Here is a 17487-nt window from a genome sequence, read left to right on the forward strand (position 1 = left end):
GGGGTCTTCCTCAGCGTAGCCGTAGCGGCGGCGCGCCGTGAGCTGCCGCGGTTGTCAGTTGCCATATATCGGTTCGCCCAATGTGGCGAGGGTTAGGCGAATCGAGAACGATTCGGAGGGGCCGAGCCTGTTCAGCACCGTGTCCTCGCGGCGATAGACGAAGTCCACCCGCGTACAATCGTCGCGGTAGACCACGCCGATGTCTCGGATGACCCAGCCGCTCTGCACGAGATCGCGGTTTCCGTAGAGCGTCACGCCCCAGTTCTTGGTCAGGTAGATCTCGCCGCCCAGATCGAGGTTTTCGACCTTGCCGTTGTTGTCGATGGCGTTGGGGTTCGAGCGGTCGCGCAGGTAGCGGACATAGCCGTAGCCCCAGCGGGAGTTTGAGACGTTCACACCGGTTTCGGCCCGCGCCAGGCTCAGGTCGTCGCCGTCGAGGCGGGCGCGGCCGAAGAAGGAGAGGCCCGGCATGGGCTCGGCGGTCGTCGCCACGATCCAGTCTGACGAGCGATCCCGCAGGCCGCTGGAGGCCGTGAAGATGTCGTTGCGTTCGCTACGGAAGGAGCGACCGACCAGCAGGGTGGCGCGACGGCCATCGTCCCAGAGCACCGATCCGCGCAGGCCCACATTGGCGCGTAGGCCGTCCTCGTAGAGGTCATAGCCGGGAAGCTTGTTCGGCCGGAACAGGTTGGTCTCGTCGAACTCGAAGGTCAGCGAGTCCTCGTTGAGGTAGACCACGTCGCCGATCAGACTCCTGCCGAGTTCGATCTGCTTGACGTCCGGCGATACGGCGATCTGAACCAATGGTTCAATAACTGCCGTGAAGTTATTGTATCTACGGAACAACGGGTAGCTGATGTCTGCCCCGGCGACACCGAGGGCGCGGGTCATGGTGTCCGAGCGCGAGGCGTTCGAAAGGAAGCCGACCAGATTGTCGTCGATCGAGTAGGCGTCGAGGCGGGCCTGGATGAAGGGGGCGACGCGCAGGCCGTTGGCCGTCGTATAGGTCGTCCGCCAGTCGAGCTCGCCGGTCGCCCGGCGGCTGTCGAGGCCGTCGAGACGCAGCTCGGGCGCTTCGGGCGCCTGCTCGCGGGTGAGAACCACGGCGCTGCCCCGGACCCGCAGGCGGCCGCCGGCGACCTCCTGGATAGGCTCCCAGCGGCTCTCGATCAGCGGGCCGACGATGGGGAAGGTGCGGTCGTTGTCTTCCGGGCGCAGGCCCTGGATCGAGAAGGCCGCTGCGGAGAAGTAGGAGTTCTGGGCTTCCCGGGTGGCGTAGATCTGGCTGATCAGGCGGCGATCGTCGGCCACGTAGGGACCGCGCTGCTCGTAGACGCCGCCCAGATCGTACTTGTCGAACAACAGGTCGTCGGAGGTGCGCTCGGCGGTGAAGCCCCAACGCCACTTCTCATTGATGGCGAAGGCGCCGGCGGCCAGGATGTAGCTGCGGTTGGTCGCCTCGCCGAAGCGGTTGCCGCTGCCGTCGAAGTCCTTGTCGTAGGTGTAGCCGAACCGCGCATCCAGGGCGCCGGAATAGAAGCGCTTACGGAAATGGCCGTTGAGGAACGGATTAACTTCCGTGTTGATCTGCGGGCTTATGGTCAAGTCCGCAGATGGCGAGATGACCCACAGATAGGGTTGTTCGTAGGACGCCCCGCGGCGGTCCGACAGCGAGACTTCAGGGGTCAGCAGGCCGGACTTGCGCTCGGCCTGCGGGTCGGGGTGCCAGAAGATCGGCGAGTAGAACAGCGGCACGCCCAGGATCTTCACCACCGCATTGCGGTAGTAGACGAGCTGGCGCTCCTTATCCTGCACGACCTTATCGGCCTTGATGGACCAGGTGGGCGCCTTGGGCGTCCCGTCGGGCGCGCAGATCTCACAAGGCGTGTAGATCGCGCGATTGAGTTCGTTGACCGTCGCCGAGCGGTGAACGGCGCTGGCGGCCGCCAGCTTGGCGTTGGCCCCCAGGCGGGCGGCGAAGCCCGTGGCGACCCCGGCGGTCATCTGGTCGTCGAGCACCACTTCGTCGGCGTACTGGACCGTGCCATCCGAGTTGATGATGACGGTGTGGCCCCTGGCTCTCATCTGGGCCTTGGGCTCGTCATAGACCAGTTCGTCGGCGCGCAGGGTCCGGCCCTGGTAGCGCACCTCGACCGAGCCGCGCGCGGTCGTGACCTTGGTCTTGTCATTACGGATGACGAGGTCGGCTTCCATATAAAGCTGGTCGGGCGTCATGCCGTCCGGAGATGGAGCCGCCGCCGCAGGAGGCGTGGCCTCCTGCGCGTGAGCGGCCGCGCCGCAGAGCACCATGAGCGCGACACCTGCGAGCAGGCCGCGCTTGGCTGAGGCTGAACGCCTGCCGAGACTCATGAACTCCCCTCGTCGCGGTTCAAGCCGGGATGCATAGCCGGACAGCCCGGCGATTCAACCGTCTTCGGTGTAGCAGAGCAGCGCAAGCCCGGACAGCAGGGCCACGACTGGCGGCGCCCAGGCCGCTGCGAAGAGCGGGATGATGTCCGCATCGGCCAGAGCTCCCGAAAACTCGTTGAAGAAGAAGACGACGAAACCAAGGCCGACGCCGGCTCCGGCAAGCCCGGCAAGGCCCCCAAGCCGCGCCAGGCGCAAGGAAAAGGCTGCCGACAGGATCAGCATGGCGGCGAACAGTACGGGCGTAGCCAGCAGTTGCTGGAACCGCAGGCGATAGCCGTTGGCGGAAAAACCGGCCTGCTCGGTCAACCGGATGGCCGCCGGCAAACGCCAGAACGCGATCGATTCCGGGGCGGCGAACCGCTCCATCGCCGATTCGGCGTCCAGGCTCGAGCGGATCGAGAGCGAATCCGAGCGCACGGAGCTTTCGCCTGCGGAGGCTTCCTTTACGTCGGTGAGCTTCCAATAGCCGGGATAGAGTTGGGCCTCGGCGGCCTCCAGCCGGCGTTTGAATTCGGGCCGGCCCTGTTGGTTCTTCTGATAGACGAACAGCGAGACGCCCTTCAGCCGGACCCGGCCCTCAGCGGTGTCCCGCTGGCGCGCATGGATGACCATCTGGGTCCGGTCGTCGCCCTGCCGCAGCCAGACCTCCTTGGGCGCGTCGGTGAGGTAGTTCTCCATCAGATTGGCGCGGTCCGACTCGTACCGGGCGCTGGCCGCAGCCGCGAGCGGGTTGAAGACCAGCACGACCAGCGCGCCGATGACGGCTGCGACCATCGCTGAGGGCAGGATGAAGCGCCAGGCGGAGATGCCCGCGGCACGCATGGCCACCAGCTCGGATCGACGGTTGAGGCCGACATAGGCCGCCATCCCGCCGAACAGGAAGACGAAGGGCAGCAGCAGCAGCACGATCGACGGCGTCTGCAGCAGGGTGAGGGCGAAGAGCTGGGCGACACCGACGTCCGCCCGCACCGCGACCTCGCGCGAGAGGTTGACGAAGGAGACCAGGATGATCACCGCGGCGATTACCGCCAGGGCCGAGCCGACGCTGGTCAGCATGCGGCTCATGACATAGCGCTCAAGCTTGCCGAGGCCGATCATGCGACGGCTTCCCGGCGGCGACTGATGCGGTGAGGTTTCAGGCGCATGTCTATGAAACGCGAAACCTTTTCCCGGAATATCCCGCGCAGGGCCAGATAGGTGGCCAAGATCGGAACCAGATACTGGAAGACGTTGATCCAGGCTGCTTCCTCCGAAGCCGCCTGCACCACGAAGCCGATGATGCGGACGCCGACGGCCACCGCCGAGACGACGGCGATGCGGCGGCCGTAGCCCATCCGGCTGAATCCGCCGCCGATGATCGCCGACAGCGCCAGGGCCATCAGGGCGATGTTGTAGAGCGGGCTGGCGATCCTGTTATGTCCCTCGGCCAGCAGCTTGAGCCGGTTCTGCTTTTCCCAGTCCTGGGTGAGGTCGGGGAACAGGAGTTCGCGCAGGTAGCGGTCCGACGGCTTGTAATGAATCAGCTCGTCGCTGCGCATGAACGGCGTCAGGTCGTAGGGGTAGTCGTCGAAGGTGAGGTAGTTCAGCACGTCCTCGTCGCTGAACTCCTGCATGGATCCGCGGTGCATGGCCAGCACCGGGCGGCCATTGCGCTTCTCCAGCCGGCCCTCGTCGGCGGTGTAGGTGGTGGCCGAGCCGCCTTCCTTCTCCTGGTGGATGAAGAGGTTGCGGATCAGGCCGGTGGCGTCCACCGACTGGGCGTAGACGGTCAGGCCCGGCGCGGGGCTGGTGAATTCGCCTTCCCGGATCAGGGTGGAAGCAAGGTCCGTGCGGACCTCGAACAGGGTCTGGCGCATCTCGCGGGCGGCGAGCGGCTGGATCCAGAGGTTCACCACCAGCGCCAGGACCGCGATGATCGAGGCGAGCCGCAGAGCCGGGGCGATGACGCGCCAGCGGCTCATCCCGCCGGCGAAGCAGACGACGATCTCCTGCTCGGTATGAAGCCGGTTGAGGGAGACCAGCGCCGCGACGAAGATGGCGATCGGCATCACCATGTTCAGCAACTGCGGCATGGCCAGCAGCGTGACCTTGGCGAAGATCAGCGCGCTCTGGCGTTGGCTGACGATGATGTCGAGGGCTGAAAGACTCTGCGAGAGCAGCGCCACGGCCGTGAGCGCGGCCGTGGCGAGCACGGTCGGTCCCAGGAGCTGGCGTAGCAGGTAGCGGTCAATCAGCGGCATTGGGAAAAATCTGATTCCGACCGGGGATTTTACGCGCCCGGAACGTGAACCTGCTCTAAATCATGCGTCGTCGCGTCGTACAACAGTCGCAGAAGCGGCCTGGGCGTCGGACGCGGTCCATTTTACCTCTGGAGTTCGAGACTGATGGAGATCGAGTTCGTCGCGGCGGGCGCTGCGCTTGGCGAGAAGAGCGCGTTGGCCCTGGTGGTGTTCGAAGGTGCGGTGCTCGGCGGCGCTGCGGCGGACGCAGACGCCAAGGCTGGCGGGGCGCTCGCTCGTGCGGCAAGCGCGCAGCGGTTCACCGGCGCCAAGGGCCAGGTCCTGGACGTGCTGGGCGCGGCCGGTGATGCGGCGCGCATCCTGCTGGTCGGGGCGGGCAAGACTGACGCGTTCGACGACATCGCTGCCGAACACGCCGCGGCCTCGGCCTATGCGGCGGTCAAGAACTCGGGCCTCACGACGCTGCGTGTGGTGCTTCCCGCCGGTGGGTCGGCTCCGCGCGCGGCGCTGGGCGTGCGGCTCGCCTCCTATCGCTTCGATCGCTACCGGACCAAGGAGCCGGCGGAGAAGAAGCCCTCGATCGTGAAGACCCAGGTGGTGGCGGACAACGCCGACGCCGCCCTGGCCGGCTTTGCGCCTCTGGCCGCCCTGGCCGACGCCATCGCCTTCACCCGCGATCTGGTCTCTGAGCCGCCGAACGTCCTCTATCCCGCCGAATTCGCGACGCGGGTGAAGGCCCTGGAGAAGCTCGGCCTGGAAGTCGAGATCCTGGGCGAGGCCGAGATGGCCAAGCTGGGCATGGGTTCGCTGCTGGGCGTGGGGCAGGGCAGCAGCCGCGAAAGCCAGCTTGCGGTCATCAAGTGGTACGGCGCCGACGACAAGAACGCCCAGCCCGTCGCCTTCGTCGGCAAGGGCGTCTGCTTCGACACCGGCGGCATCTCCATCAAGCCGGCTGACGGCATGGAAGACATGAAGTGGGACATGGGCGGGGCCGGCGCAGTGGCCGGCGTCATGCACGTCCTGGCCGGCCGCAAGGCCAAGGTGAACGCGATCGGCATCCTGGGCCTGGTCGAGAACATGCCCGACGGAAACGCCCAGCGACCGGGCGACGTTGTCACCTCGATGTCGGGCCAGACGATCGAGATCATCAACACTGACGCCGAGGGCCGCCTCGTCCTGGCCGACGCCATCTGGTACTGCCAGGACCGCTTCAAGCCGAAGTTCATGGTCGACCTGGCCACCCTGACGGGGGCGATTATCATCAGCCTCGGCAACGACTATGCCGGCCTGTTCTCCAACAACGAGGAGCTGTCGGGGAACCTGCTCGCTGCGTCGGGCGCCGAGGGCGAACCGCTGTGGCGCATGCCGCTGCCGGCTCAGTACGACAAGAACATCGACTCGATGATCGCCGACATGAAGAACACCGGCGGCCGTCCGGCTGGTTCGATCACGGCGGCGCTGTTCATCCAGCGCTTCGTGAACAACGTGCCCTGGGCGCACCTCGACATCGCCTCGACCGCCTGGAAGAAGCCGTCGTCGGTTCCGACCCTGCCGGAAGGCGCGACGGGCTACGGCGTGCGCCTGCTGAACCGCATGGTTCAGGATAAGTACGAGGGCTAAAGGGCAGGGGCGCCTTCGGGCGCCCCTTCAAATGTGGCTGTGTTCGTTGTGGCGCTCGCGCCCTGGGCGCCCTTAGAACGTCGCCATGCGATTCATCCTGCTTCACAGCCCGCTGACCGGGCCGGCGGCCTGGGCGCCATTGGCCGCGGCCCTGGCGGCGCGTGGGATCGAGTCGACGCGGCCGGTCATTCCGCCGATCGTGGCGCTTGCTCAGCCGTTCTACGAGAGCGCGGCGCGGGCGGTGGCGGCCCAGGTGCTGAGCCAGGAGGGTCCCTTCGTGCTGGCCGTCCATTCGGCGGCGGGCGGCCTCGCCCCTGCGGTCGTGGCGGCGGTCGGAAAGCCGGTCCGGGGCGTGCTCTATGTGGACGCTGTCCCGCCATATCCCGGCCGTTGCTGGTTCGAGACCGCTGGCGACGGCCTGGTCGCGACCCTGAAATCCAAGGCCGAGAACGGCCAGATTCCGGCCTGGGACAAGTGGTTCCCTCCCGGAGCCCTGGAAAGCCTGTTGCCGGAAGGCGAGCTGCGGAGCCGATTCATCGGCGAACTGGCCCCCACGCCGCTCGGCTGGTTCGAGGAGAAGGCGCCGGAGATCGACCTGCCGTCGGACGTCGGCTGGGGCTTCCTGCGGCTCTCCAAGGCCTATGAGCGCGAGGCCGGTGAGGCGCGGCGTCTCGGCTGGCCGACCTTGCGCCGGGATCTGCACCACCTCTCCATGGCCGCCCATCCGCAGGAAGTCGCGAGCGCCATGCTGGCCCTGACGCGGCTTTTGGGGCTTAAGGTGGGGGCGTGAGCGACACGCCCTGCGAAGTCTGGTTCTACCACCTGGAACGGTCCAGCCTCGACCAGGTGCTGCCCGAGCTGCTGGAGCGGACCCTGGCGCGCGGTTGGAAGGCCATCGTACGCACGCGCTTGCCGGAACGGATTGAACATCTCGACGGCTGGCTCTGGTCGTATCGTGAAGACAGCTTCCTGCCGCACGCGCCGGCCGATGAACCTCAGGCCCCACGCCAGCCGGTGCTGCTGACCACCGGATTCGACAATCCCAACGGCGCCGAAGCCCTGTTCCTCGTGGACGGGGCCGATCCGGGAGCGCTTGCCGGATACGCCCGTTGCATGGTGGTGTTCGACGGCAGGGACGAGGCTCAGCTCGCCGTGGCGCGCAGTCACTGGAAGGCGGTCAGGGCCAAGGGACATCCAGCCTCGTACTGGAGGCAGCAGGACAGGGGTTGGGAGAAACAGGCATGAAGACCACGATCCTATTCGGCGCTGCGATGATCCTGCTGGCCGCCTGCGCCGGCGAGCCGTCCGCCCCGGCGCCCACGGTTCCGTCCGCGTCAGCTCCGGCCCCTGGTCCGGCTCCCGAGCCGGACCAGTGCGGCGCGGCCGAGGCGCAGAGGTTCGTCGGCCGTCCCCGGAGCGAAATCCCCGCGCCGGTGGACCCCCGCCTGCAGCGGATCCTCTGTTCGACCTGCGCGGCGACGATGGACTACAACCCGCGTCGCCTGAACTTCGTGTTCGACGAAAAGACCGGCGTCGTTCAGCAGGCCAAGTGCGGCTGACGCCGCCTTACTTGTCCTTCTTTCCGAACAGCCGCCGGAACGCGACGATGGCTGCTGGCGCCACCAGGATCGCCGCCAGCAGCAGATAGACGATGCGCGCCTCGTCGGGCATGGCTCACTCCTCGTCGTTGGGGATGTTCAGCAGCACGCCGCAAGCCTTGCAGTGCACGGCGTCGACGTCATGCCGGCGCAGGCCGCAGCTCGGGCAGGCGAAGCGGATCTTGTGCGGACGGAACAGCGTCTGGGCCAGCCGCACGAACAGCGTGATCCCGGCCAGCATGGTGACGATGGAGATGACCCGGCCCCAGGTCCCCGGCAGGGTAATGTCGCCGAAGCCGGTCGTCGTCAGGGTTGCGATGGTGAAGTAGAGCGCATCGATATAGCCGCTGATCCCCTCGGTGCGCGCGAAGCTCGTATAGACGAACCCCGTCATCACGAAGAGGAAGGTCAGCAGGTTGGCCACCGCGCGGATCACGTCCTCCCAGCGGGTCTCGTCATAGCGCCGCCCGACGGTGTCCCAGAAAAACTCCGAATGAATCAGGCTCCACAGGCGGATCACCCGCAGGAAGGCCAGGTTGAACAGCCAGAACGGGAAGATCAGGGTGAGCCAGACGAAGAGGTCGACCCAGGTCGTCGGGCGCTTGAGCCAACCGATCACGTTCGTGGTCGCCAGGGCCCGAGCCGAAAGATCCACGGTCAGGACCAGCGCCAGCAGATAGTCGATGAACAGGAAGACTGGCGTATCGCGCAGCAACGGGCCGGCGATGAAGAAGGCGATCATCACGAAGTCGATCGCGATCACCGCCAGGCGGAAGCGCAGGGACCTGTCCGAGCGCCCGTAGTAGAGCTCATGAAGCCGCGCGCGGATGCGCGGCGCCCGGCGGCGCTGATCGGGATCGGGAAGCGGCTGGGCCGGGGAGGTCATCGCCCGATGCTATCGCGAACCTCGCGTGGCTGCACAGACTTCCCGCCAGAGCTAATCGCATCGTGCTCCAGGGTGGCTCAGGCGTCGTTGCGAACCGCTTCGTAGGCCTCGTTGGCTTCGAGCCATTCCAGTTCGGCGGCCTCGAGGGCGGCCTCCGCCGCCTCCCGGTCGCGGCCGAGTTGGGCGGCCTTGGCGGGATTTTCAGCGAACACCTTGGGATCGGTCAGCGCCTGGTCGATGCGGGCCAGGGCCTGGCTCGCGCGGGCGAGGGCGGCCTCGGCGGCTTCGGCCCGGCGGCGAACGGTCCCGGTCGGAGCCTTGGCGCGCGGGGCCGGCGCGGGCTTTGGCGGCGGAGCCTCTTCGCGGACCTGGGTCGGCGCCTTGCCGGCCTGCTTGGCGCGCTCGATGACGAAGCGGGCATAGTCGTCCATGTCGCCGTCGAACGGCGCGATCGTCCCGTCTGAGGCCAACCACAGCCGGTCGGCCACCAGCTCCATCAGCGAGCGGTCGTGGGTGATCAGGATCACCGCGCCCTCGTAGTCGTTCAACGCGTCCAGCAGAGCACGGCGGCTGTCGATGTCGAGGTGGTTGGTCGGTTCGTCGAGGATCAGCAGATGCGGGGCGCTGGCCGCCACCAGATTGAGCAGCAGCCGCGCCCGCTCGCCGCCGGACAGGTTCGCGATCCGGGTCTCGACCTTCTCGTGTCCAAGGCCGTACTGCGCCAGGCGCGAGCGCCGGCTGGCCTCGGAGGCTTCCGGCATCTCGCGGCGGATGATGTCCAGCGGCGTCTCGTCCGGATCCAGCGCCTCGATCTGGTGCTGGTGGAACCAGCCCACCTTCAGCCGCGCCGAGCGCTTGAGGTCGCCGACCTGAGCGGGCAGGGCGTCGGCGACCAGCTTGGCGAAGGTCGACTTGCCCGCGCCGTTGACGCCCAGCAGGCCGATGCGGTCGTCCAGGTCTAACCGCAGGTTCAGGTTCTTCAGGATCGGCGGCCCATCGCCATAGCCGGTCGAAACCCCTTCCAGCCGCACCAGCGGCGGAGCCAAAGGACGCTCGGGCGAAGGCAGGATGAAGGGCGCGGTGTGCTCGATGGCGACCGCGGAGACCGGCGGCAGCTTGGCCAGCATCTTCAGGCGCGACTGGGCCTGGGTCGCCTTGGACGCCTTCGCGCGGAAGCGGTCCACGAAGGATTGCAGGTGGGCGCGCTGCGCCTCGACCTTGGCCTTGGTGGCTTCCTGCAGCCGGGCCTTTTCCTCGCGCTGGCGCTCGAACTGGTTGTAGCCGCCGACATAGAGGGTCAGCTTGCCGTCGATCAGGTGCAGGATGTGGTCGCAGCTATTGTTCAGGATCTCGCGGTCGTGGCTGATGACCACCGCAGTGTGCGGGTATTTCTTCAGCCGGCTTTCCAGCCAGAGCGCGCCTTCCAGGTCCAGATAGTTGGTCGGTTCGTCGAGCAGCAGCAGGTCCGGCTCGGCGAAGAGGGCCGCGGCCAGGGCCACCCGCATCCGCCAGCCGCCGGAGAATTCGGCCATGGGCCGCGTCAGGTCGGCGTTCGAGAAGCCCAGCCCGGAGAGGATCTCGGCGGCGCGGCTGGGGGCGCGGTCGGCGCCGATCTCGGCCAGGCGTCCGTAGATGTCGCCCATGCGCTCGGGCGCGGCGGTCTCCAGCTCGTGAAGCAGGCTCGCGCGCTCCTCGTCGGCCGCCAGCACCGTGTCGATCAGCGGCACGGGCGTGGCCGGGTGCTCCTGGTCCACCGAGCCGATACGCGCCTGCTTGGGATAGCCGATCTCGCCGTCGCCGGCGTGCAGCTTGTCCAGTATGAGCTTGAACAGTGTCGACTTGCCGACGCCGTTGCGACCGACCAGCCCCACCTTTGCGCCCACGGGAACGCTCACGCTCGCATGGTCGAAGAAGCGGCGGCCCCAGGAGTCGAAGGTAAGGTCGTTGATCTGCAGCATGGCGGAGCGGGGCGTTTATCAGAGGTGACCGCGCTTGGCGATGTCACAAGCGGCCGCTATAAGCCGCGCACTCGCGCGGGGAGCCCCCTGCGCCTCCCCAACAATAAGACAAAGCCAGACACATGACCGAACGCACCTTCTCGATCATCAAGCCGGACGCCACCAAGCGGAACCTGACCGGCAAGGTCAACGCCGTGATCGAAGACGCCGGCCTGCGCATCGTCGCTCAGCGCCGCATCCAGATGAGCCAGGCTCAAGCCGAGAAGTTCTACGAAGTCCACAAGGAACGCCCGTTCTTCGGCGAACTGGTCGAGTTCATGACCTCCGCCCCGGTCGTCGTTCAGGTGCTGGAAGGCGACAACGCCGTCGCCAAGTACCGTGAAGTCATGGGCGCCACGAACCCGGAACAAGCCGCGGAAGGCACCATCCGCAAGCTGTTCGCCCTGTCGGTCGGCGAGAACTCCGTCCATGGCTCGGACAGCCTGGAAAACGCCAAGATCGAGATCGCTCAGTTCTTCACCGACGATCAGATCGTCGGCTGATCTCGCTCGCGAGTTCCTGCTTTCAGGCCCCGCTCGACACCGTCGGGCGGGGTCTTTTATTCAGCGGGGCCGGCTGATCTGACTGGGCCGCAGGTGCGGCGAGTGCAGGCGGTCGTAGGCGTCGGCGTTCTTCAGATGCAGCGCCGCGTCGAGCAACATCGTGCCGCGCAGGCCCGGTGGAGGCGGATCGGCGCTAAGCGCCCGCCAAAGATTCACCGCCTCCCGGTGTACGCGTTCGTTGCGATCCATGTTCATTCGCTTCGAACAACCAAGTTCAATCTAAGTTCCGCGCAGTTAGGATTAACCGCAGGTAAACATTCGCAACCTCGCGACTGCTTGGGCAAACGATGGCGCACGAAAGCCACCGCCGTGATTCTGGCTTCGGCTGACGCTGCGGCATGCCTTTCGCCTGGTCCGCCTTTGCATTAGCTCCGGAGCGAGCAGGAGGACTGAGTTGACCAGCGGCCAGAGCTTTCCCGAGATCCGCGAGTCCGTGCGCAAGCTGTGCGCTCAGTTCCCGGGCGAATACTGGCGCGCCCTCGATCGCGAGCGGACCTATCCGACAGAGTTCGTGAAGGCGCTGACCCAGGCGGGTTTCCTCTCCGTACTGATCCCGGAGGCCTATGGCGGTTCAGGGCTGGGGCTGGCCGCCGCGACGGCTGTCCTGGAGGAAATCCACCGGTCCGGCTGCAATGGCGGCGCCTGTCACGCCCAGATGTACACCATGGGCACGATCCTTCGGCACGGCAGCGCCGCCCAGAAGGAGGCCTATCTCCCGAAGATCGCCAGCGGGGAGCTGCGGCTGCAGGCCTTCGGCGTCACCGAACCGACCGCCGGCACGGACACCACCCGCATCTCGACCTTCGCCCGGCGCGAGGGCGCCCACTATGTCGTCACCGGCCAGAAGCTGTGGATCAGCCGCGCCGAGCATTCCGACCTGATGGTGCTGCTCTGCCGTACGACGGCGCGCGAGGACGCGGCCAGGCCGTCTGACGGCATGAGCGTGCTGATCGTGGATTTGCGAGAGGCGGTCGAGAACGGCCTGACCATCCGGCCGGTCCGCACCATGCTGAACCACGCCACGACCGAGCTCTTCTTCGACGGGCTGAAGGTCCCGGCCGCCAACTTGGTGGGCGAGGAAGGCAAGGGCTTCAGATACATCCTCGACGGCATGAACGCCGAGCGCATCCTCATCGCCTCGGAGTGCGTCGGCGACGGACGGTTCTTCGTCGATCGCGCTAGCGCCTACGCCACCGGGCGGGAGGTGTTCGGCCGGCCGATCGGCCAGAACCAAGGCGTCCAGTTCCCCATCGCCCGCGCCCACGTGCAGGTCGTCGCCGCCTCGCTGATGGTCGATAAGGCGGCAGCCATGTTCGACGCTGGCGAGCCCTGCGGCACGGAGGCGAACATGGCCAAGATGCTGGCATCGGAGGCGTCCTGGTTCGCCGCGGACACCGCACTGCAGACCCATGGCGGCTTCGGCTTCGCCGAGGACTACGACATCGAGCGCAAATTCCGCGAAACGCGCCTCTACCAAGTCGCGCCGATCTCCACGAACCTGATCCTCAGCCATGTGGCGACGCATGTGCTGGGGATGCCGAAGTCGTTTTAGACCGGGGCGTAGGATGTACGACCTTCTCAAAGGCCTGCGCGTGGTCGAGGGCTCAGCCTTTGTCGCGGGGCCGACCTGCGGGCTCTATCTTGCGCAACTGGGCGCCGAGGTGATCCGGTTCGACAACATCGGCGGCGGGCCGGACTTCCGCCGCTGGCCGCTGAGCGAGAGCGGCGCCAGCCTCTATTGGGAAGGGCTCAACAAGGCCAAGAAATCGATCGCCATCGACCTGTCCCGCCCGGAAGGCCGCGAGCTGGCGGCTCGCTTGGCGGCGGCGCCGGGCGAGGAGGGCGGGGTCTTCGTGACCAACTTCCCGGTCGAGGGCTTCCTTTCCTACGAAAGGCTCAGCGCCTTGCGACCGGACCTGATCTGCGCGCGGGTCATGGGCTGGGCTGATGGCGGGCCGGCCGTCGACTACACCGTCAACAGCGCCGTCGGCGTGCCGATGCTGAACGGCTTCTCTGAAGAGGCGCGGCCGGTGAACAACGTCCTGCCGGCCTGGGACCTGCTCACGGGCGCCTATGCCGCCTTTGCGATCGTCTCGGCGCTGCATGCGCGCCAGCGGGACGGGAAGGGGCGCGAGATCCGCATCCCCCTCTCCGACATCGCCGGCTCGACCATGGCCAATCTCGGCTACCTGGCCGAAAGCTTGATGGGCCAGGACCGGCCGCGGATGGGCAATGACCTCTTCGGCGCCTTCGGCCGCGACTTCATGCTGAAGGGCGGCCAGCGCATCATGTTGGTGGCGATCACGCCTCGCCAGTGGAAGGGCCTGTTGCAGGTGCTGGAGATCGAGGCCGAGGTCGCGGCCCTGGAGGCGGAGCTGGGGGTCAGCTTCGCGACCGACGAGGGCCTGCGCTTCAACCATCGCGGCAGGCTCTTTCCGATCTTCGAGGCCGCCTTCGCCCGCAAGACACTGGACGAGCTGAAGCCGTCTTTCGACGCCGAGGGGGTATGCTGGGGGCCGTATCAGCCGATGAGCGCGGCGGCCCAGGATCCGCGCCTGATCAAGGGCAACCCGGTCTTCGCCGACCTCACCCATCCCAGCGGCGCGACCTATCCGGCGGCCGGGTTCGCCGGGACAATCCCGCAAGAGATACGTGGGCCTGCCCGGCGGGCGGCCCGGCTCGGGGAACACACTGATGAGGTGCTCTCGCAGGTGCTCGGGCTGCCCGGCGCAGAGATCGCCCGCTTGCACGACGCAGGGATCGTTGCCGGCGCCAAGGAGTGATGATGAAGACCATCGAGATCAGCGAGCCTTCGCCCGGCGTCCGCGTCATTACCCTCAGCCGGCCTGACGCGGCCAACGCCCTGAACACCGCCATGGGCGAAGAACTGCTGGCCCTGTGGGGCGCCCTGGCCCAGGACCCCGCCGTCCGGGTGGCGGTTCTGACCGGAGCTGGCCGCTTCTTCTGCGCCGGCGCGGACCTGAAGGAACGCGACGGCATGTCCGACGAGGCCTGGTCGACGCAGCACGTCATGTTCGAGGCGATGATCCGCGCCCAGCTCGCCTGTCCGTTCCCGATCATCGCCGCCGTGAACGGCGCGGCCATGGGCGGGGGCTGCGAGATGGCGCTGGCCTGCGACTTCGCCTGGGCTGCGGCGGGGGCGAGGCTGGGACTGCCGGAGGTGGGGCTGGGCATCATCCCCGGACTCGGCGGCACCCAGTACGTGGTACGGGCGGCGGGCGAGCGGCGTGCGGCCGAACTGCTGATGTCGGGCCTGCCGATCGATGCCGCCCAGGCGCTCGAATTCGGCCTGGTCAATCGGGTCATCGCCGCCGACGAGCTGATGCCGCAGGTGTTGGAGCGCGCCCACGTCATCGCCGGCAAGGCGCCGCTGTCGGTCAAGGCGCTGAAGAAGGTGGTCCGGGGCGGCGCCGAGCTGCCGTTGGCGGCGGCCATGGAGCTCGAGCTCACCGAATACAATCGCCTCTTCACGACGGCCGATCGCCGCGAAGGCGTGGCGGCCTTCAATCAGAAACGGACGGCGGTCTTCAAGGGGGCGTAGTCGCCGAGTTGATGATCTGGGCGACCTCGGCGATCTGCCGGCGGGTTTCCGGGCAGTCGATGCGGCAGGTCTTCTCGTCCAGCGGCGCGCGACCGGCGGCGCAGCGCATGTGATCCTGCGAACGCTTGGAGAGCGCCCAGTTCATCGGGTTTCGGAAGCTCTTGTCCTCGCACAGCATGACCGGCGCATAGAGCGCGATGGAACCTCCGCCGGCGGCGTCCAGCGGCGCCTGCAGGCTGCGCTGCGCGACCAGGGTCCGCAGCTCCCGGGCCATGTGATAGCCGTGGCCCGCTCGGCTGGCGAAGAAACCGCGGGCCGGTGCGAGCGCCTCGTTGAGCCACCAGACCGGCTTGATCTGCGAAGCACCCAGGTTGAGTGGAGCAGAAGGGCTCCTTGTCGTGGCCGGCGCCGCCGGATCGGCCGCCTTCTGGGGCTGGCCGCTATAGGCGGCGACCACGAAGACGATGTGCAGCGGGTCGGTCTTGCCGGGTCCCTGGGTGACCGCGTCGGCCAGTTCTCGCAGCGCCTCGATCCCGACCGTATCGAAATAGCCGCCGTCGATGACGTGACCCCGGGCCTGCGACGTCGGCTGACCGTCCCTGGTCAGAGTTCCCGCCGGACTGACCCAGGGAAAGCGCGCGCCGTTGTGGATCGCTGAGGAGATCGGAATGTCCCGCCGGGTCAGTCTGTGGAAGTCGTGGGCGTCGATCCGGCGGGGTGGGGCGAGCGTGCTGGTCAGGATGCGGCGGCCGGTCTGCTCGCTGGCGCCGTTGATCATCAGGATGGGACGCCAGGGCTCGCCGGCCACCGGCCGCAGCTCCAGGAACGGCTCATCGAGGGTCAGGGGCCGATCCTTGCGGCCCTTGCGCCAGGCCGCTTCCCATGAGCGTTCCAGCCCCTCGGCGCGGTCGGGCAGGATCGGCAGCGGCAGGAAGCGGTGCAGCAGGTCGGGGAAGAGGAGGCCGCCGATCACCGGGCTGAGCGCGTCCGCCCCGGTGAGCTGCTCGACCGCCGGGGCCACGGCGTCGGGCGCGATGGCTGGGTCATCCTGCAGGGCGGCGGCATATCCCACCGCCCCAACGCTGCCGCCGGAAACCGAGCTGATCGCGAAGACTGCGTTGCGGAGCCGGCCGCCGGTCTGCTGGTGGAGCGTCGAGAGCACCTCTCCGGTCCAGAAGCCGGCGCGCGAGGCGCCGCCCTCGGCCGCCACCAGCACCATCACGCGCCGTCCCTGCGCGTCACGCGGCGCCTGGTCACGCCAGAGGGCGTAGGCCTGTTGCAGGTTGAGGCGGCGGGGCAAGGCCTGCGCGGCGGGCTTGGCCGCGAGAGCCCGGCGTCCCACCGCGTGATTATCCAAGGCCGGGAACAGGCTGACGACGAAAGCCAGCAGCAGCAAGGCCGGCACCACCGGGATCTGGAAAATCCGCCCGAATTGGTTGGCGATCACCAGATAGGGGATCAGCAGCCCGACCCCGAGGAAGACCACGGTCGGCGCGCCCAGGAAGCGTGGAACCGAGACCGGCCAGACGATGAACGCCGCCATCCCGATCGCGCCCAGCACCGCCGAGAAGATCACCCAGCGGCGGCCCAGCTTCGGCGCGCGCGGCGCTTTCGGCATTTTCCCGGTGATCGCCGGCCCGATCCTGTTGCGCCAGATGACCAGCGGAAAGAAGACCGCGGCGGCCAGGACCAGCAGCGCCCGCAGGAACCAGGCGTCCGGATCGTCGGTGATCATCAGGCCGACGGCCGCGGCCAGGAACGGCACGGTGGCCAGCAGCCGCGGCATCAGCTCCAGATAACCGCGCGCCGGGCCCCACTTGGTGCGATCGAGTCCGCAATTGCTGTTGATGATCATCCGCGGCCATATCCAGGCCTGGGTCGCGAACAGCACCAGGCCCAGGCAGAAGGCGATCTGCTTCCAGATGGCGTCGCCGCTGACCGAGAAGCCGTCCTCCGCGACCGTCCGGACCAGGTCGCGGCCCTGGGTCAGGCCTGCCAGTGCGAACCCAACCAGCAGCACGAGCGCGGCGACAATGCCCGCGCCCTGGCTTTGCTTCACGGCGAGCTGGGTGAGCCGCCAAAGTCCGAACAGACCCTTGAAGCGCCGCGGGTCGGTCTCCGGATCTACGGGATCGGTCGGCGCCGCGAGCCGGGCGCCGCGCACCTCCACCGCGCCGGCGGCGCCGCTCTGCCCGTCCTGCCGGTCGTTGGCGAAGGCGACGAGCTGACCGGAGGTCTGGAACTGATGCTCGCGGCCCGCGCCGATGGCGAAGGTCTCGCCGCCCTCCACCTGGCCGATCAGGCAGAACCAGTCGTGCTCCGGCTCGCGCGGATGGATATCGAGGATGTCGAAGGCGAAGTTGCGGTAGCCGTTCGGACCGCAGGGGATCAGCGTGTCGCGCCAGCGGCCGTCCGCAGAGAAGCGCCAGACCTCGCCCGCCTCGACCTGGCCGAGGACCACGGCCGAGCTGCTGGCGGGAACGAGGGCAGGACCCATGACGTCCAGGCGGGCTTCATCCTGCTTCGCCTCGGGCTTCTTCGCCATGCGCATCCCCCCAGATCGCCTGGGAGGATATGCCGGCCGGTCCGGG

15 protein-coding genes are annotated in these 17487 nt (G+C 67.6%); 8 read left to right on the forward strand and 7 right to left on the reverse strand.

Annotated elements, in window-relative coordinates:
• Window positions 1–54: 54 nt before the first annotated feature.
• The 3 genes from ABID41_RS12450 to lptF are packed head-to-tail and all read right to left on the reverse strand — an operon-like array spanning window position 55 to window position 4670.
• Window positions 55–2370: an LPS-assembly protein LptD gene (locus tag ABID41_RS12450; RefSeq protein WP_331927696.1), complete on the reverse strand. Its 2316-nt coding sequence runs from the start codon at window positions 2368–2370 to the stop codon at window positions 55–57.
• A gap of 54 nt (window positions 2371–2424) precedes the next feature.
• On the reverse strand, window positions 2425–3528 hold the full coding sequence (gene lptG, locus ABID41_RS12455) for an LPS export ABC transporter permease LptG (protein ID WP_331927694.1): 1104 nt from the start codon (window positions 3526–3528) through the stop codon (window positions 2425–2427).
• A complete protein-coding gene (lptF, locus tag ABID41_RS12460) occupies window positions 3525–4670 on the reverse strand; it encodes an LPS export ABC transporter permease LptF (protein ID WP_331927692.1) in 1146 nt (381 codons plus the stop codon). Before lptF ends, lptG begins: the two co-directional genes overlap by 4 nt.
• 144 nt (window positions 4671–4814) lie before the next feature.
• Here lptF and ABID41_RS12465 point away from each other — a divergent pair, with 144 nt between their 5' ends.
• From ABID41_RS12465 to ABID41_RS12480, 4 genes are all read left to right on the forward strand, one after another.
• On the forward strand, window positions 4815–6290 hold the full coding sequence (locus ABID41_RS12465; RefSeq protein ID WP_331927690.1) for a leucyl aminopeptidase: 1476 nt from the start codon (window positions 4815–4817) through the stop codon (window positions 6288–6290).
• An 85-nt stretch (window positions 6291–6375) separates the two neighbouring features.
• Window positions 6376–7080: an alpha/beta hydrolase family protein gene (locus ABID41_RS12470; RefSeq protein WP_331927688.1), complete on the forward strand. Its 705-nt coding sequence runs from the start codon at window positions 6376–6378 to the stop codon at window positions 7078–7080.
• Window positions 7077–7535, forward strand: coding sequence for a DNA polymerase III subunit chi (locus tag ABID41_RS12475; protein WP_331927686.1), 459 nt, complete (start codon window positions 7077–7079; stop codon window positions 7533–7535). Before ABID41_RS12470 ends, ABID41_RS12475 begins: the two co-directional genes overlap by 4 nt.
• Window positions 7532–7849: a peptidase inhibitor I78 gene (locus ABID41_RS12480; protein ID WP_331927684.1), complete on the forward strand. Its 318-nt coding sequence runs from the start codon at window positions 7532–7534 to the stop codon at window positions 7847–7849. The genes ABID41_RS12475 and ABID41_RS12480 overlap by 4 nt, the downstream gene beginning before the upstream one ends.
• A 115-nt stretch (window positions 7850–7964) precedes the next feature.
• Here the strand turns inward: ABID41_RS12480 and ABID41_RS12485 are convergent, their stop codons facing one another.
• Together ABID41_RS12485 and ABID41_RS12490 are read right to left on the reverse strand one after the other, a co-directional pair.
• A complete protein-coding gene (locus ABID41_RS12485) occupies window positions 7965–8774 on the reverse strand; it encodes a potassium channel family protein (RefSeq protein WP_331927682.1) in 810 nt (269 codons plus the stop codon).
• Between the two features lie 77 nt (window positions 8775–8851).
• A complete protein-coding gene (locus ABID41_RS12490; RefSeq protein WP_354297795.1) occupies window positions 8852–10732 on the reverse strand; it encodes an ABC-F family ATP-binding cassette domain-containing protein in 1881 nt (626 codons plus the stop codon).
• A gap of 122 nt (window positions 10733–10854) precedes the next feature.
• On the opposite strand from ABID41_RS12490, the gene ndk reads away from it, so the two are divergent.
• Window positions 10855–11274 (forward strand): nucleoside-diphosphate kinase, encoded by a 420-nt coding sequence (gene ndk / locus ABID41_RS12495; RefSeq protein ID WP_331930556.1) that lies wholly within the window; start codon window positions 10855–10857, stop codon window positions 11272–11274.
• A 60-nt stretch (window positions 11275–11334) separates the two neighbouring features.
• Here ndk and ABID41_RS12500 read toward each other — a convergent pair whose 3' ends face one another.
• Window positions 11335–11523, reverse strand: a complete 189-nt coding sequence (locus ABID41_RS12500) for a hypothetical protein (protein ID WP_331930558.1) — start codon at window positions 11521–11523, stop codon at window positions 11335–11337.
• Window positions 11524–11728: 205 nt separating this feature from the next.
• On the opposite strand from ABID41_RS12500, the gene ABID41_RS12505 reads away from it, so the two are divergent.
• The 3 genes from ABID41_RS12505 to ABID41_RS12515 are packed head-to-tail and all read left to right on the forward strand — an operon-like array spanning window position 11729 to window position 14896.
• The gene (locus tag ABID41_RS12505) at window positions 11729–12886 is read left to right on the forward strand and encodes an acyl-CoA dehydrogenase family protein (RefSeq protein WP_331930560.1); all 1158 of its coding nucleotides are present in this window, start codon (window positions 11729–11731) and stop codon (window positions 12884–12886) included.
• Window positions 12887–12899: 13 nt separating this feature from the next.
• The gene (locus ABID41_RS12510) at window positions 12900–14117 is read left to right on the forward strand and encodes a CoA transferase (RefSeq protein ID WP_331930562.1); all 1218 of its coding nucleotides are present in this window, start codon (window positions 12900–12902) and stop codon (window positions 14115–14117) included.
• Window positions 14117–14896, forward strand: coding sequence for an enoyl-CoA hydratase/isomerase family protein (locus ABID41_RS12515; protein ID WP_354297796.1), 780 nt, complete (start codon window positions 14117–14119; stop codon window positions 14894–14896). Before ABID41_RS12510 ends, ABID41_RS12515 begins: the two co-directional genes overlap by 1 nt.
• Here ABID41_RS12515 and ABID41_RS12520 read toward each other — a convergent pair.
• On the reverse strand, window positions 14883–17441 hold the full coding sequence (locus ABID41_RS12520) for a hypothetical protein (RefSeq protein ID WP_354297797.1): 2559 nt from the start codon (window positions 17439–17441) through the stop codon (window positions 14883–14885). The genes ABID41_RS12515 and ABID41_RS12520 overlap by 14 nt on opposite strands.
• Window positions 17442–17487: the final 46 nt, after the last annotated feature.

The sequence above is a fragment of the Phenylobacterium koreense genome, from assembly GCF_040545335.1.
GTDB classification, from domain to species: Bacteria; Pseudomonadota; Alphaproteobacteria; order Caulobacterales; family Caulobacteraceae; genus Phenylobacterium; species Phenylobacterium koreense.